This is a genomic window from Mycobacterium sp., from assembly GCF_049683935.1.
In the GTDB taxonomy this organism is placed as follows: domain Bacteria; phylum Actinomycetota; class Actinomycetes; order Mycobacteriales; family Mycobacteriaceae; genus Mycobacterium.
In genome coordinates, this window is sequence record NZ_JBAUJR010000274.1 from 1 (window position 1) to 24,640 (window position 24,640).

Consider the following 24,640-nt stretch of genomic DNA (forward strand, 5'->3'; position numbering starts at 1 on the left):
CGCTGCGAGTGCCCGCAGGTGCCGCAGGCCGCCGGCGGCCGCAGCGGGAAACAGCACCATGTCGGTGTAGCCGTCCTCCAGAAGCTCCACGGCTTCCAGTGCTGTGGTGGCCCCGGGCAGGTGCGGCAGTTCGGTATCGCGCATCGCGGCCCGCAGGGGTGCGGCTCCGGTCGTGGCGACCAGGAACTCGGCGCCTGCGGCCCAAGCGAGCGCGGGCTGGTCGACATCGGTGATGTTCCCGGCCCCGACAACTACCTCGGGTGCGTCCGCGGAGATGCAGGCGATGGCGTCCAGCGAAGCTGCGGTGCCGAGCGCGACCTGGACGAGCGGCAGCCCGGCCCGGCTGAGTGCGCGGGCCACGGACGCCGCGTCGGCGGGGTTGCGAACGCTGATGAGGGGCATCACCGGGGCGACGTCCAACAACGATCTCGGTTCCTTCATCGGCTCAACGGTAGAGACGAATTCGGTACTTCTCAATCTGACTTCTGCACTTGAAATGCAAAAGCCTGGTGGTTAGCGTGGGTTCGGTGGCACTGTTCAGGATCTCTCCAGCAACGACTGTGGGAGATGTGTATGCCCTGATCAGGGAAAAGCGTGAGGTGACACGATCCGAGATCGGAAAGCTCACAGGTTTGTCCCGGACCGCGGTGACCGCGAGGGTGAGGGAACTCACCGCGCGCAACATGGTGATCGAACGCGAACAGGCGCTGTCGACGGGCGGACGGCCCGCCACGCTGCTGAGCTTCAACGCCGCGGCGGGAGTGGTGCTCACCGCTGCCGTCGGTGGCAGTCGCACCCGCCTGGCGGTGTGCGACCTGGCCGGCGACGTGCTGGCGAACGCCGACATCGACCAAGAGCCTGGCCTGGGCCCCAACGATCTGATGCCCGATGTGGTCAAGCGCCTCGACCTGATGCTGACCGAATCGGGTTGCCGTGATGCGCGGATCTTCGGCGTCGGCCTCAGCCTGCCCGGCACCGTCGATCAGCAGCGCGGCAGCAGCGTCGACACGCCGATCCTGAGCGGCTGGGACGGCGCACCCCTGATCCCGTACTTCAGTGAGCTCACCGACGCCCCGGTGATACTCGGCAACGACGCCAACGTGATCGCCCTCGCCGAATGGCGCGTCGGGGCCGGGCGCACGTTCGGCGACGTCCTGGTCATCAAGGCATCAACCGGCCTCGGAGCGGGCATCATCTCCGGCGGGGCGCTGCAGCGCGGTGCGATTCGTGCAGCAGGCGAGTTCGGCCACAACAAAACCGCCGCGGCCGACGGCCGAGCGTGCCGCTGTGGCGACATCGGTTGTCTCGAGGCGGTTGCCGGGGGATGGGCGTTGGTGCGCGCGCTGCGGCAGGAGGGCAGGCCGGTCCAGAATCTCCGCGACGTCGTCGAGTTGGCGCACGGGGGAGATGCGTTGGCACGCAGACTCCTGCGGGACAGCGGTCGGCACGTCGGCGAGGTGCTCGCCGCTGCCGTCAACCTGCTCAACCCCGCCGCCCTGGTGGTGGCCGGAGATGTCGCGGCCGCCTACGACATCTTCGTAGCCGGATTGCGAGAGACGTTGTACGGCAACGCGACCGCGCTGGCGACCCGCACGCTGCAGATCGTTCCGGCGGCGCTCGGCGACCGGGCCGGCGTCATCGGCAGCGCAATGATGGTGCTCGACCACGTTCTCGGCACCGAGGCGATCGACGGGTTGGTCGCCGCGTCGCGGTGACACAGCGTACGAGACAGGGACCGAAGGGAAAGAGGGAGGCGTGTGAGTCACGAGGAACGGGTGGTGCTGCTCGACGATGCCGGCAACGCCGTGGGCACCGCCGCGAAGGCGCAGGTGCATCATGCCGACACCCCTCTGCATCTCGGGTTCTCCTGCTACCTCTTCGACGGAACCGGGCGCGTGCTGCTCACCCGTCGCGCCCTGGGAAAACAGACCTGGCCGGGGGTGTGGACGAATTCATTCTGCGGCCACCCCGGTCCCGACGAACCTGTCGAGGAGGCGGTGCGCCGTCGCGGTCGGCAGGAACTCGGAACCACCCTGGCGGAGGTGGTGTGTGTGCTCCCCGAATTCCGTTACCGCGCAGAGGCCGCCGACGGCACCGTGGAGAACGAGGTGTGTCCGGTCTTCTGCGCGTTGGCGGCCGGCGATATCACCGCCGAACCCGACGAGGTGATGGACCTGGCCTGGGTGGGCTGGGATCAGGTGTGCACCGCGGCGACGCTGGACTGGGCGATCAGTCCGTGGGCCCGCGACCAGGTGCCGTTGCTGGATGCCGCGACTCTTCCGTCGTGGGCGGGGTCGGCGTGAGCAGATCCGTCGCGCCGTCGGCGTCTTCCCGACGCACGGTGTGCAGTCGCTCGGCGTAGCGTAAGTCGTCCCGCCACAACCGATCTGCGGCGCGGCGCATGAGTGGCGCGATCAACGGCGCGGCCGGAAGGGCACGGGCGAAACCGGGACGCTCGGAGTATGCGATGACCGCCTCGATCACCGTGCTGCGAGGAAGCCCGTCCCGGCCGTATCCATTTGGCGTGGCATGGGTTTCGACCACACTGCCGGTGCCTTCACCCTCGAGGATGCGCATGACGAGGGTGCGCTTCTCAGGGCTGGTGAACTCGGCGATCACCGGGATGCCGAGCCGGCCGATGCGGAACGTGACGGCCACCAGGAACCGGTCCAACTCCTCAGGCACGTCGTCGTGCGCCGGTGGGGCGCTGAGCACCTCGAGCTTGGTGAACGAGTACGGGTGAAACCACGAGCCGTGCCAGGGGTCCATCCGGTTGGCGATGATGTCGGTGGCTTCGCAGACCCCGCTGAGCTGGGTGACCGCCGCGATCTGAGGCCCGACCGGTCGGACCGGGACGATCGGCTCGGGAGTGGGTGTTTCGCCACCGATACGGTCGAGGCGGACCCAGACCAGGACCCCGTCGTCGTGAGCGGGCAGCGGCGCCCAGCCGGATCGCGCCGAGTCGCCGGTCAACCGAAGCCCGTGCCACGGACAGATCAGCGCATCACGATCGACGGTGCCGGTGCACAGATCGGCGCCCAGATGGGGGCAACGTGCCGGTCCGATCCGCACCTGACCGTCGGCGCCGCGCCAGCAGACCAGCTGGGCGCCCGCCACTTCGGCGCGGTACGGCGCGGCCGTGATCGCCGAACTGGCGGCGATCGTGAACCAATTGCCGCTCGGCCGCTTCTGGGAACGCGCAAGGGCCGCGCCGATCACCGCGGGTGATGCCTGCCCGTAGGTCGGGGTCTGTCCGGCCCACGGGATGCGTGGCAGCATCTCGAACGGCCACGCCTTGGCGGCCGTCGCGGCCAGCCGATCGAAGACCCTCACTGCGGCGCCCTGGCGAGGAAGGTGTGCACGATGTTTCGCTGCCAGCCGGGGACGGTCATACTGCGGACCTCGGTGAACCCGCTGTGCTGCAGGCGGTTCCGGAACTGTGTCACACCGTCGAAGTCGTTGACGCTGCGGCGCAGATAGCGGTAGAGCTCGGCGTCGCCGGTGCGCAGCCGCCCTGCGGGGATGATGATCGCCCAACTCACCGCGTTCCATATGGCGGTGGCCACCCGGGAATCGCGCACCGAATACTCGTGGGCGGCGAACACCGCCCCCGGAGACATCAGCGAGCGCAGCGATTTCAGCACGGTGTCCGGGTCGCTGAGATTGCGGACCAGATAGGCGGCGAGGACACCGTCGAACGGTCCGGTCACGCCCGCGTCCGCGAGGTCTTCGGCGCGGCTGTGGACGAAGGTGACCGACGAGGGCCAGTCCTTGGCCCGGGCACAGGCCAGCATGCCGGCCGAGCCGTCGACGGCCACGATCTCGGCGTGCGGGGCCGCGCTCAGTAGTGCCGCGGTGGATGCGCCTGTGCCGCAGCCGATGTCCAGCAGTCGGAGTCCGCGGCCGCCGTCGGGCAACTGCATTCGTTGTGCCGACAGTCGCAGATGTTGGTGGTAACCGGGGTTGGCGCCGACGAGACCGTCGTAGGAATCGGCCCCGGCGTCGAACGCCTCGGGAACGTCATAGCGTCGTGTGCTCATACAGCTCATACCTCCTGTCGGCGGGCACGGGCCCGCCATGCTCTGGCGAGTCCCGCAGTGGCGACCTGCAGGCGGCGCGTCGTCGAGACGGTGGCCCGCCGGACGAACACCGCGAAGTCGGTCTCCTCGATGCAGTCCAGTATCTCCGAGTACAACGTCAGTGCGACATTGACACACGGCCGCGACCGCGGATGCAGTAACGCGACGCCCAGCTCGGCGTCCCTGTAGATCTTGCGGGTCAGGGCGAGCTGCTCGACCAACGCCGCACGGACCCGAGGCTCGGTGGTGCGACGCTGCTGGCACCGGGTCAGCACCTCACGGTCGACGCCGTGGGCCGCCAACTCGTCGGCGGGTAGGTACACCCGCCCACGTGTCAGGTCTTCGTCGATGTCACGCAGGAAGTTGGTGAGCTGGAACGCCTTGCCGAGCGCCGCCGCATACGGTGCGGCCTCCTCCCGTGGGCCGACCGTGCCCAGCACCGGAAGTAGCTGGAGCCCGATCACCTCGGCGGAGCCGTGCATGTACCGGTCCAGAGCCGCGCGATCGGGATAGTCGGTGACCGTGAGGTCCATTCGCATCGCGCCGAGGAAATCGTCGAACAGCTGCCAGTCCAGGTCGTAGGTCTGGGCGGTGTCCACGACAGCGTCCAGAATCGGGTTGCCGTCACTGGGCTTGCCCTCCACCAGGCGGTCGGACAGAGCGCACGCCATGTCGTGGAGTTGTTCGGCGCGTTGCACCACAGAACGGGGGTCGAATCCGTCGAGGATGTCGTCGGCGCTTCGCGCGAATCCGTAGAGCGCATGCACTGCGGGTCGTTGAGCAGGGGAAAGAAGTCTGGTGGCCAGAAAAAACGTCTTGCCGTGCTGGGCGTTGATGGCGCGGCAACGCCGGTAGGCCTCGCGCAGCGCCTCATCCCGCACCCCGGCGGCGTCCAACTCCGAACCCATCATCGTGGCGGCACCGTCCGGGGCCCACGTCGGCCGGCGACCCCGGTGACGCGGCCGATCCGGGCGCGTTCGGGGGCTGTGCGCATCAGGCCATCCATGTGCTCGATCCAGACCACGGTACCGACCTCGGCGGCTCGGCCTTGCCGGTTCGTGATATCCGCTGATCGGGCCGTCACACCTTGGCGATGACGTTCTCGGCGAACATCTCCAGATTGCGGATCTTGGTATCGAGGGGCTCGGTGTCCTGGCCTGAGATGTAGGGAATCCGGAAGCCGACGATGACGTCGGTGACACCCTTGTCCTCGAGGCGCTTGATGCCGTCGGCTGTGTAGGCGTCGATCGAGATGACGTGGATCTGATAGTTGCCGGTCTGCCCCTCGTCCTCACGGAACCGGTTGAGCTTCGCCAGAAGTGCGTCGAGTTCCTCGGGATCACCACCACCGTGCATCCAGCCGTCGTTGCGCGCGGCCCGTCGCAGCGCGGCGTCGGCGTGCCCACCGATGAGGATCGGCACCGGCTTGGACGGCGCGGGTGTCATCTTCGTCTTCGGGATGTCGTAGAACTCGCCGTGGTACTCGAAGTAGTCGCCCGACGTGAGCCCCTTGATGATGTCGATGCACTCGTCCATCCGCTTGCCGCGTTTGGCGTAGGGGACGTTCATCAGCTCGTAGTCCTCCGGCCACGGGCTGGTGCCGACACCGAGTCCCAGCCGGTTGTCGAACATCGCCGCCAGCGAGCCCGCCTGTTTGGCGACCAGGGCCGGCGGGCGGATCGGCAGCTTGAGCACGAAGTGGTTGAAGTGCAACGTCGTGGTGACGGCGCACAGTGCGGCCGTCAGCACGAACGACTCGATGAACGCCTTGCCGTCGAGGAACTCGCGGTTCCCGTCGGGGGTGTAGGGGTATTTCGAATCCGATTCGAACGGGTAGGCGACGCTGTCCGGGATCGTCATGGCGTGGTAGCCGGCCGCCTCGGCCGCCTTCGCCAGCGGAATGTAGAACGTCGGATCGGTCATCGCTTCCGCGAACGTGAATCGCACATCGTCTCCTGCTCGTCAGTGACCGCATACTAGAACGCGTTCTAGTATGCCGGTGCCGGAGCGGTCAGAGCGGTGGAACGTCGACCTCGATGTCCGCCAGTGTGAACGGCGGCGCCCCCACGCCGACCACCAGGTACGTCGACCACGGGGTGCGCTCGGTCAGCCGGGCCTCGGCGGCGTGGCCGTCCACCGCCACGGTCAGCTCCTGTGGCAGCCGGACCTCGAATCCCGCATCGAATATCGTTCCCTGCCAGTGATACCGGCCGTCGATCGGGTCGACCCGCCCGGTCAGCCGTGCCTGGGTCTGGTGGGTGCGGCCGCCGATGACAACCGTGGCGGGCCCGTCGTAGACGGCGTCGTCGTCGGCGTCGTCCCCGTGCCCGCGGACCTCGAACGCCGACGGGATCCGTCGGCCCACCCGGCGCCAGTAGAGTCCGCGGCGATGCGCCGGACCCCGTGAGTGTTCGTCATAGAACCGCTGGGTGCTGGCGCGCACCTCGATCCGGGTACTGCCGGTGCGGCCAAGGTGCGCAATACATTTGGCGATGTAGCCCTTCTGCGCCGCGGTGTCCGGACCGGTGATCAGAAAGTAGTTCGGCACACCGTGCACCGCCACCCCGAGATAGGGCTCGAGGCCGTCCGCCCGGCACGCGAAAGCCGCGGGAAGGGTTCCGTCGGTCGCGATGAGCACCCGCGCGCGGCGCCCGTCGACGGTCCAGGCGTGGGTCACCTCGTCGAAGACGGCCTGTTCGGTCTCACGTCGACTCACGTACGCCACGGTGTCGACGTCGGTCACAGGAAGCGGCTGCGCTTCCACATCCTGCGGGCGATCGGTCCCATCAAGCCGACCTCGTCGAGGAACGCCGCCAGTGGGGCGAACCCGAGCACCTGCACTTCGTGGCGGTGCGCGCTGGTGCGTGCTGCGCGACGGGCCTCCCGCGGGTCCAGTCCGGCGCGCCGGTACTGCACGGGGTTGCTGAACAAGCGCTGGAAGAACACGCCACCCACGCCATTGATGTTGGAGATGAACAACTTCGGGACGCGACGCAGGTGGGGTGCACGCTTGCGCAGGCCGTCACGGGCGAACTGGATGTGGCGCGCCTCCTCGGCGACGTGGATCCGCATCAGCCGCGACACCACCGGCTGCAGCTCGGGATCATCCATCATCTGACGCTGCAGGGAGTCGAAGATCTCCTCGCCGATCAGCGCCGCCACCCAGAGCATCGAGCCCTGGAAGGCGAACGGCAATGCGTTGATGATGATCCGCTGATACCGCCTGGGCCGCACCGGCTTCGCGCCCACCCGGTCGATCGCCTTGCCGAACATCACCATGTGCCGGGTCTCGTCGCCGAGTTCGGTCAGCTCGTAGTGCGTCGCCCGGGCGGTCGGATCCTGGTGCATGATCTTGCGCAGCAACGCCTGGTTGAGAATGTTCTCGAACCAGATTCCGGCCGACAGGGTGTTGACCAATTCCTGCCGGGACAGTTCGATCTGCTGCTCGCGGGTCATGCTGTCCCACAACGGCGTGCCGTACAGCGACACGGTCTTGGGTGGCAGGAAGAACTTGTCGGCGTCCAGGGGCGCATTCCAGTCGATGTCCACGACCGGGGCGTAGGACTTCTTGACCGAGCCCTTGAGGAGGCGTTCGGCGACCTGCTCGCGGGTGGTGGGGCTTGTGGCCCTGATCGAAGCTGTCACCGTTGACATCCCTCCGATAGACGAAGTGGCGCGAATGCTAGGCAACCTAACGGCGTCGGCCGGAAGCTGTCAATACCCCGGGTACCGGATACTTTGGGTCACGATTTGCTGTATCTGAGCGCCGATCTCGTATTCGGATGACGTCGGAGTGGTCGATCCTCCGCAGACGATGCCCTTGATGAGCTAATTGTGACTTGTCTGTGAACAGACTGTCTTCTCATCTGCAGTGGGCGACGCGAAGTCGGCATTTTGCTAGGGTCGGCGGGAAGTCGCCGAACCGAGGGAAATACATGCCGAAGACCACTGGACTGACCACACCGCTGCTGGCAGGTGCCCTCGTCGGCGCCGCCCTGTTTGCGGCGTCCCCGGCCGGCGCTTATCCCGACGGCGTCGTCTACGGGGTGCGGGACGGCGCGACGCTGGTGACGTTCTCTCCCTCGAACCCCGGAGCCGCGGTCGCCGCGCCCGTGGTCGGGCTGCAACCCGGCGATCGCCTGCTCGGCATCGACCTGCGGCCGGTGGACAACACCGTGTGGGGAGTCGGCGCGTCCGGGACGCTGTACACCGTCACCGTGGGCAACGGGGGCACCACCGCGATGGCCACGCCGGGACCGCGGTTGACGCTCAACACCGACGGCAGCGCCGTGGTGCCGGTCGGCGCCGCGTTCGGTGTCGATTTCAATCCGGCCGCCGACCTGCTGCGGGTCGTGTCCGATACCGGCCAGGACCTCCGCATCGTCGTGGCCGACCGTCCGTCGACCGCGACCGCCGCTCCCGGTGCGAAGGCGGGCACCACGTTCTACGACGGCGCGTTGAAGTACGCCGCCCCCGGAGATCCTGCCGACGCCATGTCCCCGCCCACCCCGGTGACTGCTGCGGACGTCAACGCCGGGAAGCTGCCGCGGGCTACTGCGGCCGCCTACAGCGACAACGTCGCCGGCACCGCGACAACCAAACTGTTCGTCGTCGACAGCGCCGCAGGCGTTGTGGTCCTGCAGAACCCGCCGAATGCGGGCATCTTGAACACCGTCGGTCCGCTCGGCGTTCCGGCCGACGGCCCGTCGGCTTTTGACATCGACGCCGCCGGCAATGCCTACGGCGCCTTCGGGTCCACGCTCTACCGCATCGACGTCGGCACGGGAGCGGCGACCGTCGTCGGGCCGATCGGTGGCGGCGGGCTGGACGGGATGACGGTGCTGTCGGCCGCCTGACGAGACGCGCGGTTGCGGATCGGGCGGCTGCGAGGGCAGTTGTGGGAGGATCTGACGCATGGCGCAGTTCCTCATTCGCGCTGGACTGACCGGGCTGGCACTGTGGTTGGTGACGCTGCTCGTGCCGGGCATCGAGTTCGTCGGCGGCGACACCACCCTGGCCAGGGTCGGCATCATCTTCGTCGTCGCGGTGATCTTCGGGGTGGTCAACGCGATCATCAAGCCGGTGGTCCAGCTGATCTCCATACCGCTGTACGTCCTCACGCTGGGCCTGATCCACATCGTCATCAACGCCTTCATGCTGTGGATCACCTCGTGGATCACCGAGCACACCACCGGCTGGGGGCTGTTCATCGACGACTTCTGGTGGACGGCGGTCTGGGCGGGCATCGTGTTGTCGATCGTGAGTTGGCTGCTCTCACTGATAGTGAAGGCAGACTGAGTGTCATGCCCGAACTGCCCGAGGTCGAAGCGCTCGCCGATCATCTGCGCCGGCACGCCGTCGGGTTGAACGTCGGCCGCGTCGACGTCTCGGCGCTGTCGGTGCTGAAGACGTTCGACCCGCCGGTGTCTGCGCTGACCGGGCAGCAGGTGGTCGACGCGCACCGGTGGGGCAAGTACCTCGGGATGCAGGTGGGCGATCTGTACCTGATCACCCACCTGTCGCGTGCGGGCTGGTTGCGCTGGTCGGACAAGCTCGCCGCGGCGCCGCTCAAGCCGGGGAAGGGACCCATCGCGCTGCGGGTGCACTTGAGGAATCCGAGCACTCCGGACCACACGGTGGGATTCGACCTGACCGAGGCCGGCACCCAGAAGCGGTTGGCGGTGTGGCTGGTGACCGACCCGATGGCGGTGCCTCAGATCGCCGCTCTCGGCCCCGACGCGCTGACGCTGAGCCGGGAAGGACTGCGAGAAGCGCTACGCGGGCAGTCGGGACGGGTGAAGACCGTGATCACCGATCAAAAGGTGATCGCGGGCATCGGGAACGCCTACAGCGACGAGATTCTCCACGTCGCGAAGCTTTCCCCGTTCGCGACGGCGAACAAGCTGACCGAAGCGCAACTGAGCGCGCTGCACGACGCGATGATCTCCCTGCTCACCGACGCCGTGACGAGGTCGGTGGGGCAACAGGCGGCAACGCTGAAGGGGGAGAAGCGTTCCGGCCTGCGGGTGCATGCCCGCACCGGGCTGCCGTGTCCCGTCTGCGGCGACACCGTGCGCGAAGTGTCCTTCGCGGACAAATCGTTTCAGTACTGCGCGACGTGTCAGACCGGCGGCAAGGTGCTCGCCGACCGGCGGATGTCGCGGCTGCTCAAATAGCAATCGCGCCGAGACTGCACTCCGCGCGGGATTTCCTGCGATTGGCCCGCGTGGAATACCGTTTCGGCGGGAAAGGAGTCCCGACGATTGGTTGCCACTTGTCTAACTCGGTTATCCTGCCGCAATGACTCGGCAGAAGATCCTGATCACCGGTGCGAGCTCGGGCCTCGGCGCCGGAATGGCCCGCGAGTTCGCCGCCAAGGGCCGTGACCTCGCGCTGTGCGCGCGTCGACTCGACAACCTCGACGAGTTGAGGACCGAGCTCACCACGCGCCACCCGAACATCACCGTCGCCGTCGCCGCTCTCGACGTCAACGACCACGAGCAGGTGCCGAAGGTGTTCGGCGAGCTGTCGGAGGAACTCGGCGGCATCGACTGTGTCATCGTCAACGCGGGCATCGGCAAGGGCTACCCGCTCGGCGGCGGCAAACCGTGGGCGAACAAGGCCACCATCGAGACCAATCTTGTTGCGGCCCTTGTCCAGATCGAAACCGCGATGGAGATGTTCAAGGCCGCGAACAAAGGCCATCTGGTCCTCGTGTCGTCGGTGCTCGGCAACGTCGGCGTGCCCGGCCACAAGGCTGCCTATTCGGCGAGCAAGGCCGGCGTCACGTCTCTGGGGCAGTCATTGCGGGCCGAGTACCCGTCCGGCCCGATCAAGATCACGGTGCTCGAGCCCGGCTACATCGAGTCGGAGATGACGGCAAAATCCAACACGACGATGCTGATGGTCGACAACAAGACCGGCGTCAAGGCGATGGTCGACGCGATCGAGAAGGAGAAGGGCCGCGCGGTTGTGCCGGGGTGGCCCTGGTGGCCGCTGGTGGAGTTGATGAAGGTGCTGCCGCCCCGCTTCACCAATCGCTTCGCCTGACGGGTCGTCAACAGGCCGCCGCGGTCGTCGACTGAACACCTTGACAGTTCGTTGGGTTTTCCCAACAATCAGTTAGGTGAGTCCGGTACGACGCGGGGACACGTTCCCCATCCACAACCGCATCGGCGTGCTGCGCGCCGAGCGGCGACTGACACGGGCGCAGCTTGCGGAGTTGATCGACGTCAATCCGCAGACCGTCGGTGCGCTGGAGCGAGGGGACCACTATCCCAGCCTCGATCTGGCGTTCCGCATCTGTGAAGTGTTCGACCTGCCCGTCGAGGCGGTGTTCTCCCGAGAGCCCTTCACCCCGTTGTCGACCGAGTTCTACCGGAAAGACGGACGACCGCAAGGAGGTACTACACATGCCTGACGCGACCCTGATCGATCGGTACCAGAACTACCGGACCCGACGCTTTCTCAAAAATGAACGCACGTATGCCAACTCGCTGCCCGCCTGGCGAACCCAGCGTCGCCGCCGGGCGCTGGTCACCGGGCTGGCGCTGACGTTCGCCTTCATGTTCGTGGTGAGCCTGATGTGTGCGTTCGGCATCCAGTGGGCACCGCTGCTGTGGCTACCGGCGTGCCTGGTCTTCTTCCCGCTGTGGCTGGTCCTTCAGATCGTGTCGGGCCGCCAGGGTGACGCACCGCTGGCCACGCTGGACGAATTCGAGTTGGCGCAGCGCAACAGCGCCCGGTCGGTCGGACTGGCCGTGACGCAGAACCTGATGATGATCCCGATCGCATATCTGATCTTCGGCTCGGTGATCACCCGCGGCGCCGACGCGGACATGGCCTACGCCGGCGGGCTGATGGCGTTGACCGTGCTGCTGGTCGGCGGCTGCACCCCGGCGATGATCCTGGGCTGGACCCGTCCCGACCCCGATGCCTGAGTGACTTCGGGGCCGCCCGTCACCCGTGACAAGTCGGACGGCACCGAAATCACGCGGTGCGGCCGCGCTCGGATCGGTAGCGACGCACCAGGGTGTCGGTGGAGGTATCCGACTGCTCGGCGGGCGCCGCATCAGCGGTGATCACCGGCAGCAGGGCCTTGGCCTGCGTCTTGCCCAGTTCCACACCCCACTGGTCGAACGAGTCGATACCCCAGATCACGCCTTCGACGAAGACCTGGTGTTCGTAGAGCGCGATCAACTGACCGACCGCCGACGGCGTCAACTTGGTCCCCAGGATCGAGGTCGTCGGGCGGTTCCCGGGCATCACCTTGTGCGGCACGACGTCAGCGGCGGTGCCTTCTGCGGCAATCTCCTCGGCGGTCTTACCGAAGGCCAGCACCTGGGTCTGGGCGAAGAAGTTGCTCATCAGCAGGTCGTGCATGCTGCCGGTGCCGTCGGCGGTGGGCAGGTCGTCGGTGGGCTCGCTGAAACCGATGAAGTCGGCGGGCACCATGCGGGTGCCCTGGTGCAGCAGCTGGTAGAACGCGTGCTGGCCGTTGGTGCCCGGTTCGCCCCAGAAGATCTCACCGGTGTCGGAGGTGACGGGGCTGCCGTCGGAGCGCACCGACTTGCCGTTGGACTCCATCGTCAGCTGCTGCAGGTAAGCCGCGAACCGGGACAGGTCGTTCGAATACGGCAGCACCGCACGGGTTCCCGCGCCGAAGAAGTTGTTGTACCAGAGCCCGATCATGCCGAGCAGGACCGGCGCGTTGGCCTCCAGCGGGGCTGTCCGGAAGTGTTCGTCGACGAGGTGGAACCCGCCGAGGAACTCCGCGAACCGTTCCCGGCCGATCGCCGCCATCACCGACAGGCCGATCGCCGAATCCACCGAGTAGCGCCCGCCGACCCAGTCCCAGAAACCGAACATGTTGTCGGTGTTGATGCCGAATTCACCGACCAGCTTGCTGTTGGTCGACACGGCGACAAAATGCTTCGACACCGCCTCATCGCCGAGCGCGTCGATCAGCCAACGGCGCGCCGCCGTCGCGTTGGTCAGAGTCTCCAGCGTGGTGAACGTCTTCGAGGCGACGACAAAAAGTGTTGCGGCAGGGTCCAATCCGTCGAGCTTGGCGACGAGATCGGCCGGGTCGACGTTGGAGACGAACCGTGCCGAGATGCCCGCGTCGGCATAGTGGCGCAGCGCGTCGTACACCATCACCGGCCCCAGATCAGACCCGCCGATGCCGATGTTGACGACCGTGGTGATGCGCTCGCCCGTGGCGCCGCGCCACTCGCCGCTGCGCAACCGGTCGGCGAACTCGCCCATCCGGTCGAGCACGTCGTGCACGTCGGCCGCGATGTCCTGGCCGTCCACCGTCATGTCGACCCCGCGGGGCAGACGCAGCGCGGTGTGCAGCACCGCCCGGTCCTCGGAGGTGTTGATGTGGACGCCGGAGAACATCGCGTCGCGACGCTCGGTGAGCTTGGCCGCCCGCGCAAGATCGAGCAGCAGCGTCAGGGTCTGCCGGGTGACGCGGTGCTTGCTGTAGTCGATGTAGAGGTCGCCCACCGTCAGCGCCAGTTCGGTGCCGCGGGTGGGATCCTGGGCGAACAGCTCACGAAGCTGCTCGCCGCCGATCTCGCCGTGATGCTCTGACAGCGCCCGCCAGGCGGGCGTTGCGGTGATGTCGGGGATTGTGGAGGTGTTGGCAGAGGTCTCGGCACCCATGTGAAGAACCCTAGTGCGGCCGGGCGACCGAGGGAGTAAATGATGGAGGTATGGATACTTCCGCGCTTCTGAACTCGGTACCCACCGGACTCTGGATCGGTGGTGAAGAACGCGAGGGCAAATCGACTTTCAACGTGCTGGACCCCAGCGACGACCAGGTGCTGACCACGGTCGCCGACGCGACGCCCGACGATGCGCGGGCCGCGCTCGACGCGGCCTGCGCGGTTCAGGCGGAATGGGCCGGGACCGCGCCGCGCAAGCGGGGCGAGATCCTGCGCGCGGTCTTCGAGGCCATCACCGAGCGGGCCGATGAGATCGCCGCGCTGATGACCCTGGAGATGGGCAAGGTGGTCGCCGAGAGCAAGGGCGAGGTGACCTACGGCGCCGAATTCTTCCGCTGGTTCGCCGAAGAAGCGGTCCGCATCGGTGGCCGCTACACGCCCAGCCCCGCGGGTAACGGACGCATCATCGTCACCAAGCAGGCCGTCGGGCCCTGCTATGCGATCACGCCGTGGAACTTCCCGCTGGCGATGGGCACCCGCAAGATGGGGCCGGCCTTCGCCGCAGGGTGCACGATGATCGTCAAGCCCGCCCAGGAGACGCCGCTGACGATGCTGCTGCTGGCCAAGCTGATGGACGAGGCCGGCCTACCCAAGGGTGTGCTGTCGGTGCTGCCGACGAGCAGCCCCGGGCCGGTGACCGAGGCGCTGATCAACGACGGCCGGCTGCGCAAGCTGACGTTCACCGGGTCCACCGGGGTGGGCAAGGCCCTGGTGAAGCAGTCGGCGGACAAGCTGTTGCGCACCTCGATGGAGCTCGGGGGCAACGCACCGTTCATCGTGTTCGACGACGCAGACATCGACGCTGCCGTCGACGGCGCGATCCTGGCCAAGATGCGCAACGGCGGCGAGGCGTGCACCGCGGCCAACCGCTTCCACGTCGCCAACTCGGTGCGGGCCGAATTCACCGAGAAGATGGTCAAGCGGATGAGCGAGTTCACCCTCGGCAAGGGCCTGGACCCGGCGTCGACACTGGGCCCGCTGATCAACTCCAAGCAGGTCAACACTGTCGCCGATCTGGTCTCCGACGCGGTGTCGCGTGGTGCCTCCGTGGCGATCGGCGGCGTCGCCCCCGGCGGGCCCGGCAATTTCTACCCGGCCACGGTGCTGGCCGACGTGCCGGCCGACGCCCGGATCCTCAAGGAGGAGGTGTTCGGACCCGTCGCCCCCATCACCGGCTTCGACACCGTGGAGGAGGGTATCGCCGCCGCCAACAACACCGAGTACGGGTTGGCCGCTTACATCTACACGCAGTCCCTGGACCGCGCGCTGAAGGTGGCCGAAGGCATCGAGTCCGGCATGGTCGGCGTGAACCGCGGCGTGATCTCCGATGCCGCCGCCCCGTTCGGCGGGATCAAGGAATCCGGCTTCGGGCGTGAGGGCGGATCCGAGGGCATCGAGGAGTACCTCGACACCAAGTACATCGCGTTGACCAACTAGCGCGCAGCACGGCCGCGCGCCTTCCCGATCCGGCGCCGCGCAGCCCATAAAATTCCTGATTCGCACGTGGCTGCGAATGATCAGGAGGGCCCGGGACCGTGACTGCCGTGAGTGCGGCGCCGATCCGTCTGGGCCCACGCCGATATGTGAGCGCCGGCCGGGGGATCGCCGCTCTCGACGGTGTCAGGGCGGTCGCCGTCGCGCTGGTGCTGGCCGATCACGGCGGTGTTCCCGGGCTGTCCGGCGGGTTCCTCGGTGTCGACGTCTTCTTCGTCCTCAGCGGTTTCCTCATCACCTCGCTGCTGATCGACGAGATCGGCCGCAGCGGCCAGATCGGCTTGAAGGACTTCTGGATTCGCCGTGCCCGCAGGCTGTTGCCCGCGCTGATCGTGATGGTGCTCGCGGTCGTGGCGGCGCGCGATCTGTTCGCCGAGGAATCCACCACCAACCTTCGAGACCACGCCGTCGCGACCTTCTTCTGGATGTCCAACTGGATGTTCGTCGCCGAGCGGACCGACTACTTCGCTGCGGGCGCGCCGCCGTCCCCGCTGCAGCACACGTGGTCGCTGGGCGTCGAGGAGCAGTACTACCTGCTCTGGCCGCTGTTGCTGGCCGCCGTCGTCGCGGGTCTGGCAACGGTGGCGTATCGCCGTGGTGTGCCACTGACCGTGCGGGCGATCCGCATCGCGGTCTTTGTCGTCGCGTCGACAGGTGTGATCGCCTCCGCGGGTGCGACCATGCTCGTCACCTCCGACGGGAACCTCAACCGTGTCTACTTCGGCACGGACACCCGGATGCAGGCTCTGCTCGTGGGAGCGGCGGCTGCGGCACTGCTGGTGCGCGACTGGCGCGGACTGGCCGCCGGCATGGTGATCCTGCGCTCGCGGTGGGCCCGATGGCTGGCGCGCGTCGTACCGGTCGTCGGTCTTTCGGTACTGGGACTGGCAGCCCACCTCGCCACCGGCAGCGCGGCGGAGTTCCGGCACGGCCTGCTGATCGTCGTCGCCGTCGCGGCGGTCCTCGTGGTCGCGTCGGTGGCACTCGAACAGGACGGGCCCGTCGCCCGCCTGCTGGCGCTGCCACCGCTGGTGGGGCTCGGCGCAATCTCGTACGGGGTCTACCTGTGGCACTGGCCGATCTTCCTGGTGATCAACGGCGAGCGCACCGGCACGACGGGATGGGAACTGTTCGCGCTGCGGTGCGCGGCGACCATCGCGGTGGCCACCGTGGTGTGGTGGGCCATCGAGCAGCCCATCCTGCGATGGCGACCCGTGTCTGTGCCGATGCTGCCGCTTGCCACTGCAACGGCGGCGACCGCCGCGGTGCTGACGATGACGATCATGCCGGTGGGGGTGCCGACCGGTAAGCCGGCGCCCGGACCCGAGATCGACACCGCCGCGCTGATCGCGCCCGAGATCCCTGTCGAGGTGTCGGTACCGGCGCGGCCGCGGGTGCCCGGAGAAACCACGGTCGCGGTGTTCGGCGACTCCATCGCGTGGACCCTGATGCGTTACCTGCCGCAGACGCCGGGGCTGAATTTTGCCGATTACACGACCATCGGGTGCGGCATCGCCCGCGGCGGACCCTACGAGTACGTCGGTCAGGAGCTCGACCAGAAGCCCGAGTGCGACGCCTGGCCCGGTCGGTGGTCCCAGCGGATCACCCACGAGCGCCCGGACGTGGTGCTGCTGATCGTCGGGCGCTGGGAGGTCGTCGACCGGATGAACGAAGGCCGCTGGACGCATATCGGCGAGTCCGGCTATGACGCCTACCTGCGCAGTGAACTCAACCGCGCACTGGACATCCTGGGCTCGACCGGAGCGCGGGTCGTGGTGACCACCGAGCCCTACAACCGCAGGGCGGAGAAGCCGGACGGCAGCCTCTACCCGGAGGACCAACCGAAGCGCGTCGAACGCTGGAACACGTTGTTGCGCAGCGTGGTCTCCGAGCGTGAGAACGCCACGGTGCTCGATCTGAACCGGAAGTTGAGCCCCAACGGCTACTACCAGGTGAAGGTCGACGGCATCCGGATGCGCAGCGACGGCGTACACCCGACGCCGGAGGCCGTCGAATGGCTGACGCCGTGGCTCACCGAGGCGCTGCGGCCCGGGTGAATCGGGCGCGCGCCACCACCGTCACGGTGCGTATACGCGCCGAATTCGCGAGGGGTCAGTGCCCGAGGCGGCCGCGGCCCATGCGCAGCAGCAGCATCGCCAGGTTCTTGCCCTCGGCGCCCAGCACGCTGTAGCGCTCGATGACCTTCATCTCCCGGCTGTGCACCAGACGGGTGCCGCCGGAGGCCATCCGTGCCTTGCCGATCAGCTGCGACACCTCGGTGCGGCGCTGAACCGCCTCCAGGATCGTCGCGTCGAGGCGATCGATCTCCTGGCGCAGGTCATCGATGTCGGGGCCGGCGGGCGCCTGAGAAGTTTCCGTCGTCGTCATGTCGTGGGTCTCCGAACTCTTGTTGTCTGAAGAGCCTGGCCTCATCCGATTTCGGGCCTCCCACAAGAAACGAGCCCCGGATCCGGAAGCGGACCGCGGGGCTCTGGGAAGCAGCTACACCACGGGCACCGCAGGCCGGTACCCGTAAAAAAATCGCTGCTGCGCAGTAAGCACCCAATGAGTGTGCCACTACCGGCCGTGCCAGCGCAAAGAGTGTCGCCGTGCGGCGGTAGGTTTGAGCGGATATGACCGCTTCTCCTGTCACGAGCGACACCGATCAGCAGCAGCTCCTCGAAGGGCTGAACCCGCAGCAGCGCCTGGCCGTGCTGCACGAGGGCGCACCGCTGCTGATCGTGGCAGGCGCCGGGTCCGGGAAGACCGCCGTTCTGACCCGCCGCATCGCCTATCTGCTGGCCGCCCGTGACGTGGGTGTCGGCCAGGTGCTGGCCATCACGTTCACCAACAAGGCCGCCGCGGAGATGCGCGAACGTATCGTCGCGCTGATCGGTCCCCGGGCCCGCAGCATGTGGGTGTCGACGTTCCACTCGACGTGTGTGCGGATCCTGCGCAACCAGGCCTCGCTGCTGCCCGGCCTCAACTCCAACTTCTCCATCTACGACGCCGACGACTCGCGACGCCTGCTGCTTATGATCGGCAAGGACATGGGTCTGGACACCAAACGACATTCACCGCGCGTGCTGTCCAACGGCATCTCCAACCTGAAGAACGAGCTGATCGGGCCCGAGCAGGCGGCGGCCGAGGCGTCGGAGGCCGCAGACGATCTGGCGCGCATCACCGCCGAGGTGTACGGGGAGTACCAGCGGCGGCTGCGTGCCGCCAACGCTCTGGACTTCGACGACCTCATCGGCGAGACAGTCGCTGTGCTGCAGGCCTTTCCGCAGATCGCGCAGTACTACCGACGCCGGTTCCGGCACATCCTCGTCGACGAGTACCAGGACACCAACCACGCGCAGTACATGTTGGTGCGCGAACTCGTGGGGGTCGGGGCCGCCGATACCGACTCGGTGCCGCTGGCCGAGCTGTGCGTGGTGGGCGACGCCGATCAGTCGATCTATGCGTTCCGCGGCGCGACGATCCGCAACATCGAGGATTTCGAACGCGACTTCCCCAACGCCACAACGATTCTGCTGGAACAGAACTACCGGTCGACCCAGACGATCCTGAATGCCGCCAACTCGGTGATCGCCCGCAACGCCGGACGGCGCGAGAAGCGGCTGTGGACCGATGCCGGCGACGGTGACCTGATCGTCGGTTACGTCGCCGACAACGAGCACGACGAGGCCAGGTTCGTCGCGCAGGAGATCGACGCGCTCTCCGACTCGGTGACCGACTTCTCCTATAACGACGTCGCCGTCTTCTACCGCACGAACAATTCGTCCCGGGCCATCGAAGAGGTCTTCATCCGGGCCGGCATACCGTACAAAGTTGTTGGGGGAGTGCGCTTCTACGAGCGCAGGGAGATCCGCGACATCGTCGCCTACCTACGGGTGCTGGACAACCCGGGGGACGCGGTGAGCATGCGGCGCATCCTCAACACTCCGCGCCGCGGCATCGGTGACCGCGCCGAAGCCTGTGTGGCGGTGTACGCCGAGAGCACCGGCGCCACCTTCAACGACGCCCTGGTGGCCGCCGCCGAAGGCAGGGTGCCGGTGCTCAACACACGTGCGGAGAAGGCGATTGCCGGATTCGTCGGACTGCTCGACGAGCTTCGGGGCAAACTCGACGAGGGCCTCGGTGAGCTGGTGGAGGCCGTGCTCGACCGCACCGGCTACCGGGTCGAACTGGAATCGTCGAGTGATCCGCAGGACCTCGCGCGGCTCGACAACCTCAACGAATTGGTCAGCGTCGCCCACGAATTCAGCATCGACCTGGCCAATGCCAAAGCGCTGGCGGAAACCGAGCCCGAGGACGAGGACATCCCCGACACGGGTGTGCTGGCGGCTTTCCTCGAGCGGGTGTCGCTGGTCGCCGACGCCGACGACATCCCAGAGCACGGCTCGGGCGTGGTGACGATGATGACGCTGCACACCGCCAAGGGGCTGGAGTTCCCGGTCGTCTTCGTCACCGGGTGGGAGGACGGCATGTTCCCCCACATGCGGGCGCTGGGCGATCCGCTCGAGCTGTCGGAGGAACGTCGGCTGGCCTACGTCGGCATCACCCGAGCCCGGCAGCGGCTCTACCTCAGTCGCGCCAAGATCCGCTCGTCGTGGGGTCAGCCGATGCTGAACCCGGAATCACGTTTCCTGCGGGAGATCCCGCAGGAACTGATCGACTGGCGCCGCACGGAGCAGGCGTCGTCGTTCTCCGCGCCGGTCAGTGGTGCAGGTCGGTTCGGCACCCCCCGGCCCTCGCCGGCGCGGTCGTCGGCCGGCAAGCGTGCGCTGCTGGTGCTGGAACCCGGCGACCGGGTCACCCACGACAAGTACGGCCTCGGCAGGGTCGAAGAGGTGTCCGGCGTCGGTGAGTCCGCCATGTCGCTGATCGACTTCGGCAGTGCCGGTCGGGTGAAGCTGATGCACAACCACGCCCCGGTGGCAAAGCTCTAGGAGCCCGTGCGGCCCCAGAGTGCGGTTTCGGGCAGCATCGCCAGCCCGATCGACGCCAACGGCAGCAGCGGCATCGCATAAACCACCGCCGGTAGCTTGGCGCCTGCGACGAACAAGCTGGCGAAGATCAGGATCGCGACCACGGATCCGACCACGATCAGCAGTCGGCCGATCCGTCGGCGCAGCAACAACGCGATCACCCCGCCGATGGTGCCCGCCGCGGAGACCGCCGACAGGAAGCCGATCGCTATGCAGAACAACAGGTCCGTTCCCCACCACCCGGTGATCAGGTCGGTGGCGATCACCGCGGTCGCCCACCCGGACAGGATGCTCACGACCGCCGTGGCGATGGCCGGTTTCGGGTCTGCCGAAGGGGTTCGGGAACGTCCCACGACGGCGGGCTTGGCGCGGGGGACGTCGTCGCGCCCGTCGCCGGCGGGAATGAGGGATGTGGGGAGTTCGGGCACAACGGTCGTCGGGGGATCGACGACCGGCGCCGGGATCTCACCGGTGGGGTGCCGCCGGATGATGCCCGTCGGCTGATCCGGGGCAGAGGGGATCGGCTGAGAAGGTGCGCTCAGCGGAGCGCGACGGAGGATCCGCGTTTCTGGTTCTGAAGCCTGGTTGTCGTCGCTGGCCACTCAGCCAACGTAGCCGCCGGGGGTCAATCCCCGCTTGGACAGCCACCCGACGGGGTCGATCCGGTCGGAGCCGTTGACCATGACCTCGAAGTGCAGGTGCGGACCGGTCGAGTTGCCCCGGTTGCCCATCGTGGCGATCTGATCGCCTGCCATCACCCGCTCACCGACGCCGACCACCCAGGTGTTGATGTGGCCGTAGAGGGTCACGGTGCCGTCGGAGTGCTTGAGCTTGACGTACGCGCCGTATCCGGCGGTCGGGCCGGCTTCGATGACCACGCCGTCGGCGGCGGCCAGGATCGGTGTGCCGATCGAGTTGGCGATGTCGATGCCGCCGTGCAGAACACCCCAGCGGTAGCCGAACCCCGACGTCCACACGCCGCGGGTGGGCATCGCGAACTGGGGCCGCACCAGGCGGGCTTCCCGCTCGGCGCGCTCCTGGGCGAACGCGGCGGCCTTGGTGATCTCCTCGGCATGGACGGCCGAGTTCGCCGCCGGGGTGACGGTCACGACCTGCATGCCGTCCACCGACCCGGTGATGACGGCGCCGCCGCCCATCGCGGTCTGATCAGCGGCGAGCACGGTCTCCGCGGGAGCCTTCGGTGCACCGTTGGTCACGGTGTAGGCGCCGGCCGCGGTGGCTCCGACGGCCATCGCCGCCACCATCAGGCGACCCCGGACGGGCACCTCGGCTTTGCGGTGCAGGCCCTTGCCCTTGCCTGCGCGCATGTCGATCACGTCGGTGGCCGCGGCGCCGTCGCTGACGTCGGTGTGGCTCTCGCGGTACGCCCGGGTGGTCCCGCGACGGTCGGCACGCGGTTGGGTGCGGAACTCCGAGGGCACGGCCAGACGCAACGGCACGAGGTCGTCGGTGTCGTGCAGGTCGTCGAGTTCGGGAGCGTGGATGACCTGCGCTTCGCGGTCGAACGCGGCGTGCGGCAGGAAGTCGAGTTCGGCCAGATCGCCGAATTCGTTGAAGGGGATTATGTCGGTGACTTCGGCGGCCTCTGGAGCTGCGACGGCGAGTCGGCTACCGACCCTTACGGAGCGGGCGTTCGCTGACAATCCCTCATAGGGCCGAGGCGAACGATGCTGAGGCAACCTGAAAAGTCCTTGTCGTCGTGATCACACCGTTACTTAGACCAGAGGACGTTAACCAAATTCCAATCAAAGTGGCAACCCGAGCGCTTATTCCGCCGGAGATTGTGACTTGAATCACGAATGTGCCGGCGGTGAGATCCACCACATGAGCGGTGGGCGGTGACAAGGGTCTGCGTTCGTGTCGATAAAGTTTCCCCGAGCCCGGCGGGACCAAACACCTAGGTGAATTCCGGCGGGCGGGAGAGTCGCAGCGACTGCGGATAACAACAACAGACAGACAGTGGGTCCATGGATCTCTTCGAGTACCAGGCGAAGGAACTGTTCGCCAAACACAACGTCCCGACGACGCCCGGCCGGGTCACCGACTCCGCCGAGGACGCGAAGGCCATCGCCGAGGAGATCGGCAAGCCGGTCATGGTGAAGGCGCAGGTCAAGGTCGGCGGCCGCGGGAAGGCCGGCGGCGTCAAGTACGCCGCGACGCCGGATGACGCGTTCACCCATGCCCAGAACATCCTGGGTCTGGACATCAAGGGCCATGTGGTGAAGAAGCTGCTGGTCGCCGAGGCCAGCGACATCGCCGAGGAGTACTACATCTCCTTCCTGCTCGATCGCTCCAACCGGACCTACCTGGCGATGTGCTCGGTGGAGGGCGGCGTGGAGATCGAAGAGGTCGCCGCCACCAAGCCTGAGCGGCTCGCCAGGGTGTCCGTCGACGCCGTCAAGGGTGTCGACGAGGCCTTCGCCCGCTCGATCGCCGAGCAGGGCCATCTGCCCGCCGAGGTGCTCGACGCCGCGGCCGTCACCATCGCCAAGCTCTGGGACGTGTTCGTCGGCGAGGACGCCACGCTGGTGGAGGTGAACCCGTTGGTGCGGACGCCGGACGATCAGATCCTGGCGCTGGACGGCAAGGTCACCCTCGACGCCAACGCCGACTTCCGGCAGCCCGGTCACGCGGAGTTCGAGGACAAGGACGCCACCGACCCGCTGGAGCTGAAGGCGAAGGAGAACGACCTCAACTACGTCAAGCTCGACGGCGCGGTGGGCATCATCGGCAACGGAGCGGGTCTGGTCATGTCGACCCTCGACGTGGTCGCGTACGCCGGCGAGAAGCACGGCGGCGTGAAGCCCGCCAACTTCCTCGACATCGGCGGTGGCGCCTCGGCCGAGGTGATGGCCGCGGGCCTCGACGTCATCCTGGGCGACGATCAGGTCAAGAGCGTGTTCGTCAACGTGTTCGGCGGCATCACCGCCTGTGACGCGGTGGCCAACGGCATCGTCAACGCGCTGAAGATCCTCGGCGACGAGGCCAACAAGCCACTGGTCGTGCGGCTCGACGGCAACAACGTCGAGGAGGGCCGGCGGATTCTCGCCGAGGCCAATCATCCCCTGGTGATCCAGGCCGAGACCATGGACGCCGGCGCCGACAAGGCCGCCGAGCTGGCCAACAAGTAAGGGGCACTTGCTATGTCTATTTTTCTGAACAAGGACTCCAAGGTCATCGTCCAGGGCATCACCGGCGGTGAGGGCACCAAGCACACCAAGCTGATGCTCAAGGCCGGCACCCAGATCGTGGGCGGCGTGAATGCGCGCAAGGCGGGCACGACCGTCACGCACCAGGACAAGGACGGCAAGGACGTCGAGCTTCCGGTGTTCGCGAGCGTCGCCGAAGCGATGAAGGAGACCGGCGCCGACGTATCGATCGCCTTTGTCCCGCCTGCCTTCTCCAAGGACGCGATCATCGAGGCCATCGACGCCGAGATCCCGCTGTTGGTCGTCATCACCGAGGGAATCCCGGTGCAGGACAGCGCCTATGCCTGGGCCTACAACGTGGAAAAAGGTCAGAAGACCCGGATCATCGGCCCGAACTGCCCGGGCATCATCACCCCCGGTGAGTCGCTCGTCGGCATCACGCCGAACAACATCACCGGCAAGGGCCCGATCGGGCTGGTGTCGAAGTCGGGCACCCTGACCTACCAGATGATGTACGAATTGCGCGATCTCGGCTTTTCGACCGCCATCGGTATCGGCGGCGACCCGGTCATCGGCACCACCCACATCGACGCCATCGAGGCGTTCGAGAAGGATCCCGAGACCAAGGTCATCGTGATGATCGGTGAGATCGGCGGCGACGCCGAGGAGCGGGCGGCCGACTACATCAAGGCCAACGTCTCGAAGCCGGTCGTGGGCTACGTCGCGGGCTTCACCGCGCCGGAAGGCAAGACGATGGGCCACGCCGGCGCCATCGTGTCCGGTTCGTCGGGCACCGCCGCCGCCAAGCAGGAGGCGCTGGAGGCCGCAGGCGTCAAGGTCGGCAAGACGCCGTCGGAGACCGCCGAGCTCGCTCGGGAGATCTTCGAAAACCTGAGCTAGGTGCACCGCGCACCTTGCATCGCGAGCGCGCGCGTTGGTACGGCGACACCCCGTCGCAGACGTACCAACGCGCGCGTTCGTCGTGCGAGTCAGCTACCGCGGTAGTGCAGGTAGTCGCGCAGCAGCGGGTCGGTGAGGTCGTACCACGAGGTTCGGCGGTCTTCGTCGGCTTTTGACGAGGTGACCCACTGGTCGGCGGCCAGCCGTCCGAGCGCGGCGGATGCCGACTGATTCGACACGCCCACGGCGGCAGCAAGATCGGAGACGGTCCG

25 protein-coding genes and 1 pseudogene are annotated in these 24,640 nt (G+C 67.3%); 14 read left to right on the forward strand and 12 right to left on the reverse strand.

Going from position 1 to position 24,640, the window contains the following annotated elements; all coding sequences use genetic code 11:
* Positions 1-441 (reverse strand): ketohydroxyglutarate aldolase (locus WA965_RS15935; protein WP_526447787.1); only part of this gene is annotated, 441 nt, incomplete at its 3' end.
* An 86-nt stretch (positions 442-527) separates the two neighbouring features.
* Here WA965_RS15935 and WA965_RS15940 point away from each other — a divergent pair.
* Together WA965_RS15940 and idi are read left to right on the forward strand one after the other, a co-directional pair.
* Positions 528-1,715, forward strand: coding sequence for an ROK family protein (locus tag WA965_RS15940; protein WP_526295376.1), 1,188 nt, complete (start codon positions 528-530; stop codon positions 1,713-1,715).
* Between the two features lie 42 nt (positions 1,716-1,757).
* Positions 1,758-2,303, forward strand: a complete 546-nt coding sequence (gene idi, locus WA965_RS15945) for an isopentenyl-diphosphate Delta-isomerase (RefSeq protein WP_526295374.1) — start codon at positions 1,758-1,760, stop codon at positions 2,301-2,303.
* Here the strand turns inward: idi and WA965_RS15950 are convergent.
* The 6 genes from WA965_RS15950 to WA965_RS15975 form a co-directional block, all read right to left on the reverse strand.
* The gene (locus WA965_RS15950; protein WP_526295405.1) at positions 2,230-3,279 is read right to left on the reverse strand and encodes a DUF5914 domain-containing protein; all 1,050 of its coding nucleotides are present in this window, start codon (positions 3,277-3,279) and stop codon (positions 2,230-2,232) included. The genes idi and WA965_RS15950 overlap by 74 nt on opposite strands.
* Before the next feature lie 50 nt (positions 3,280-3,329).
* Positions 3,330-4,040: a class I SAM-dependent DNA methyltransferase gene (locus WA965_RS15955; protein ID WP_526295372.1), complete on the reverse strand. Its 711-nt coding sequence runs from the start codon at positions 4,038-4,040 to the stop codon at positions 3,330-3,332.
* Between the two features lie 5 nt (positions 4,041-4,045).
* The gene (locus tag WA965_RS15960; RefSeq protein ID WP_526295370.1) at positions 4,046-4,990 is read right to left on the reverse strand and encodes a phytoene/squalene synthase family protein; all 945 of its coding nucleotides are present in this window, start codon (positions 4,988-4,990) and stop codon (positions 4,046-4,048) included.
* A gap of 169 nt (positions 4,991-5,159) precedes the next feature.
* Entirely contained in the window at positions 5,160-6,026 is an 867-nt protein-coding gene (locus WA965_RS15965; RefSeq protein WP_526295368.1) for an LLM class flavin-dependent oxidoreductase, read from the reverse strand.
* 64 nt (positions 6,027-6,090) lie between these two features.
* The gene (locus WA965_RS15970; protein WP_526295366.1) at positions 6,091-6,795 is read right to left on the reverse strand and encodes a DUF4873 domain-containing protein; all 705 of its coding nucleotides are present in this window, start codon (positions 6,793-6,795) and stop codon (positions 6,091-6,093) included.
* A gap of 23 nt (positions 6,796-6,818) precedes the next feature.
* On the reverse strand, positions 6,819-7,724 hold the full coding sequence (locus tag WA965_RS15975) for a diiron oxygenase (RefSeq protein ID WP_526447789.1): 906 nt from the start codon (positions 7,722-7,724) through the stop codon (positions 6,819-6,821).
* 290 nt (positions 7,725-8,014) lie between these two features.
* Here WA965_RS15975 and WA965_RS15980 point away from each other — a divergent pair, with 290 nt between their 5' ends.
* The 7 genes and pseudogenes from WA965_RS15980 to WA965_RS16010 all read left to right on the forward strand — a co-directional run bounded on the left by WA965_RS15980 (position 8,015) and on the right by WA965_RS16010 (position 12,019).
* A complete protein-coding gene (locus WA965_RS15980) occupies positions 8,015-8,935 on the forward strand; it encodes a DUF4394 domain-containing protein (RefSeq protein WP_526295362.1) in 921 nt (306 codons plus the stop codon).
* Positions 8,936-8,993: 58 nt separating this feature from the next.
* Positions 8,994-9,377: a phage holin family protein gene (locus WA965_RS15985; protein WP_178360587.1), complete on the forward strand. Its 384-nt coding sequence runs from the start codon at positions 8,994-8,996 to the stop codon at positions 9,375-9,377.
* A 5-nt stretch (positions 9,378-9,382) separates the two neighbouring features.
* Positions 9,383-9,625, forward strand: a pseudogene (locus tag WA965_RS15990) (DNA-formamidopyrimidine glycosylase family protein); the annotation flags it as partial.
* 156 nt (positions 9,626-9,781) lie between these two features.
* On the forward strand, positions 9,782-10,255 hold the full coding sequence (locus WA965_RS15995) for a zinc finger domain-containing protein (RefSeq protein ID WP_526295403.1): 474 nt from the start codon (positions 9,782-9,784) through the stop codon (positions 10,253-10,255).
* 124 nt (positions 10,256-10,379) lie between these two features.
* Positions 10,380-11,129 (forward strand): SDR family oxidoreductase, encoded by a 750-nt coding sequence (locus WA965_RS16000; RefSeq protein WP_526295360.1) that lies wholly within the window; start codon positions 10,380-10,382, stop codon positions 11,127-11,129.
* Between the two features lie 76 nt (positions 11,130-11,205).
* Positions 11,206-11,499 carry a helix-turn-helix transcriptional regulator gene (locus WA965_RS16005; RefSeq protein WP_526295358.1) on the forward strand — a complete coding sequence of 98 codons (294 nt, stop codon included), beginning with the start codon at positions 11,206-11,208 and terminating at the stop codon, positions 11,497-11,499.
* On the forward strand, positions 11,492-12,019 hold the full coding sequence (locus WA965_RS16010) for a hypothetical protein (RefSeq protein ID WP_526295356.1): 528 nt from the start codon (positions 11,492-11,494) through the stop codon (positions 12,017-12,019). The genes WA965_RS16005 and WA965_RS16010 overlap by 8 nt, the downstream gene beginning before the upstream one ends.
* Positions 12,020-12,068: 49 nt before the next feature.
* On the opposite strand, the gene pgi is transcribed toward WA965_RS16010, so the two are convergent.
* Positions 12,069-13,748, reverse strand: a complete 1,680-nt coding sequence (gene pgi / locus WA965_RS16015) for a glucose-6-phosphate isomerase (protein ID WP_526295354.1) — start codon at positions 13,746-13,748, stop codon at positions 12,069-12,071.
* Between the two features lie 50 nt (positions 13,749-13,798).
* On the opposite strand from pgi, the gene WA965_RS16020 reads away from it, so the two are divergent.
* Both WA965_RS16020 and WA965_RS16025 read left to right on the forward strand, forming a co-directional pair.
* Positions 13,799-15,247: an NAD-dependent succinate-semialdehyde dehydrogenase gene (locus WA965_RS16020; RefSeq protein WP_526295352.1), complete on the forward strand. Its 1,449-nt coding sequence runs from the start codon at positions 13,799-13,801 to the stop codon at positions 15,245-15,247.
* Between the two features lie 98 nt (positions 15,248-15,345).
* The gene (locus WA965_RS16025) at positions 15,346-17,361 is read left to right on the forward strand and encodes an SGNH/GDSL hydrolase family protein (RefSeq protein WP_526295350.1); all 2,016 of its coding nucleotides are present in this window, start codon (positions 15,346-15,348) and stop codon (positions 17,359-17,361) included.
* Between the two features lie 55 nt (positions 17,362-17,416).
* Here the strand turns inward: WA965_RS16025 and WA965_RS16030 are convergent, their stop codons facing one another.
* On the reverse strand, positions 17,417-17,737 hold the full coding sequence (locus WA965_RS16030) for a chorismate mutase (protein WP_526295348.1): 321 nt from the start codon (positions 17,735-17,737) through the stop codon (positions 17,417-17,419).
* Between the two features lie 200 nt (positions 17,738-17,937).
* On the opposite strand from WA965_RS16030, the gene WA965_RS16035 reads away from it, so the two are divergent.
* Positions 17,938-20,259 carry a UvrD-helicase domain-containing protein gene (locus tag WA965_RS16035; RefSeq protein ID WP_526295346.1) on the forward strand — a complete coding sequence of 774 codons (2,322 nt, stop codon included), beginning with the start codon at positions 17,938-17,940 and terminating at the stop codon, positions 20,257-20,259.
* Here the strand turns inward: WA965_RS16035 and WA965_RS16040 are convergent.
* Positions 20,256-20,900: a hypothetical protein gene (locus tag WA965_RS16040; protein ID WP_526295344.1), complete on the reverse strand. Its 645-nt coding sequence runs from the start codon at positions 20,898-20,900 to the stop codon at positions 20,256-20,258. The two genes, WA965_RS16035 and WA965_RS16040, sit on opposite strands and share 4 nt — an antisense overlap.
* Complete coding sequence (locus WA965_RS16045) at positions 20,901-21,998, reverse strand: M23 family metallopeptidase (RefSeq protein ID WP_526295342.1); 1,098 nt, start codon at positions 21,996-21,998, stop codon at positions 20,901-20,903.
* A 288-nt stretch (positions 21,999-22,286) separates the two neighbouring features.
* Here WA965_RS16045 and sucC point away from each other — a divergent pair, with 288 nt between their 5' ends.
* Together sucC and sucD are read left to right on the forward strand one after the other, a co-directional pair.
* On the forward strand, positions 22,287-23,450 hold the full coding sequence (gene sucC, locus WA965_RS16050) for an ADP-forming succinate--CoA ligase subunit beta (RefSeq protein ID WP_526295340.1): 1,164 nt from the start codon (positions 22,287-22,289) through the stop codon (positions 23,448-23,450).
* Positions 23,451-23,462: 12 nt separating this feature from the next.
* Complete coding sequence (gene sucD, locus WA965_RS16055; protein WP_526295338.1) at positions 23,463-24,368, forward strand: succinate--CoA ligase subunit alpha; 906 nt, start codon at positions 23,463-23,465, stop codon at positions 24,366-24,368.
* Between the two features lie 89 nt (positions 24,369-24,457).
* Here sucD and WA965_RS16060 read toward each other — a convergent pair.
* A partial coding sequence (locus WA965_RS16060) for a MarR family transcriptional regulator (protein ID WP_526447791.1) occupies positions 24,458-24,640 on the reverse strand: 183 nt, incomplete at its 5' end.

What these genes read in the sequence shown, in the direction of transcription:
- WA965_RS15950 (WP_526295405.1), bottom strand. Translation starts at nt 3,279, where the DNA reads ATGCTGCCACGCATCCCGTGGGCCGGACAGACCCCGACCTACGGGCAG.
- WA965_RS15955 (WP_526295372.1), bottom strand. Translation starts at nt 4,040, where the DNA reads ATGAGCACACGACGCTATGACGTTCCCGAGGCGTTCGACGCCGGGGCC.
- WA965_RS15960 (WP_526295370.1), bottom strand. Translation starts at nt 4,990, where the DNA reads ATGATGGGTTCGGAGTTGGACGCCGCCGGGGTGCGGGATGAGGCGCTG.
- WA965_RS15980 (WP_526295362.1), top strand. Translation starts at nt 8,015, where the DNA reads ATGCCGAAGACCACTGGACTGACCACACCGCTGCTGGCAGGTGCCCTC.
- WA965_RS15985 (WP_178360587.1), top strand. Translation starts at nt 8,994, where the DNA reads ATGGCGCAGTTCCTCATTCGCGCTGGACTGACCGGGCTGGCACTGTGG.
- WA965_RS15995 (WP_526295403.1), top strand. Translation starts at nt 9,782, where the DNA reads ATGGCGGTGCCTCAGATCGCCGCTCTCGGCCCCGACGCGCTGACGCTG.
- WA965_RS16000 (WP_526295360.1), top strand. Translation starts at nt 10,380, where the DNA reads ATGACTCGGCAGAAGATCCTGATCACCGGTGCGAGCTCGGGCCTCGGC.
- WA965_RS16010 (WP_526295356.1), top strand. Translation starts at nt 11,492, where the DNA reads ATGCCTGACGCGACCCTGATCGATCGGTACCAGAACTACCGGACCCGA.
- pgi (WP_526295354.1), bottom strand. Translation starts at nt 13,748, where the DNA reads ATGGGTGCCGAGACCTCTGCCAACACCTCCACAATCCCCGACATCACC.
- WA965_RS16020 (WP_526295352.1), top strand. Translation starts at nt 13,799, where the DNA reads ATGGATACTTCCGCGCTTCTGAACTCGGTACCCACCGGACTCTGGATC.
- WA965_RS16030 (WP_526295348.1), bottom strand. Translation starts at nt 17,737, where the DNA reads ATGAGGCCAGGCTCTTCAGACAACAAGAGTTCGGAGACCCACGACATG.
- WA965_RS16035 (WP_526295346.1), top strand. Translation starts at nt 17,938, where the DNA reads ATGACCGCTTCTCCTGTCACGAGCGACACCGATCAGCAGCAGCTCCTC.
- sucC (WP_526295340.1), top strand. Translation starts at nt 22,287, where the DNA reads ATGGATCTCTTCGAGTACCAGGCGAAGGAACTGTTCGCCAAACACAAC.
- sucD (WP_526295338.1), top strand. Translation starts at nt 23,463, where the DNA reads ATGTCTATTTTTCTGAACAAGGACTCCAAGGTCATCGTCCAGGGCATC.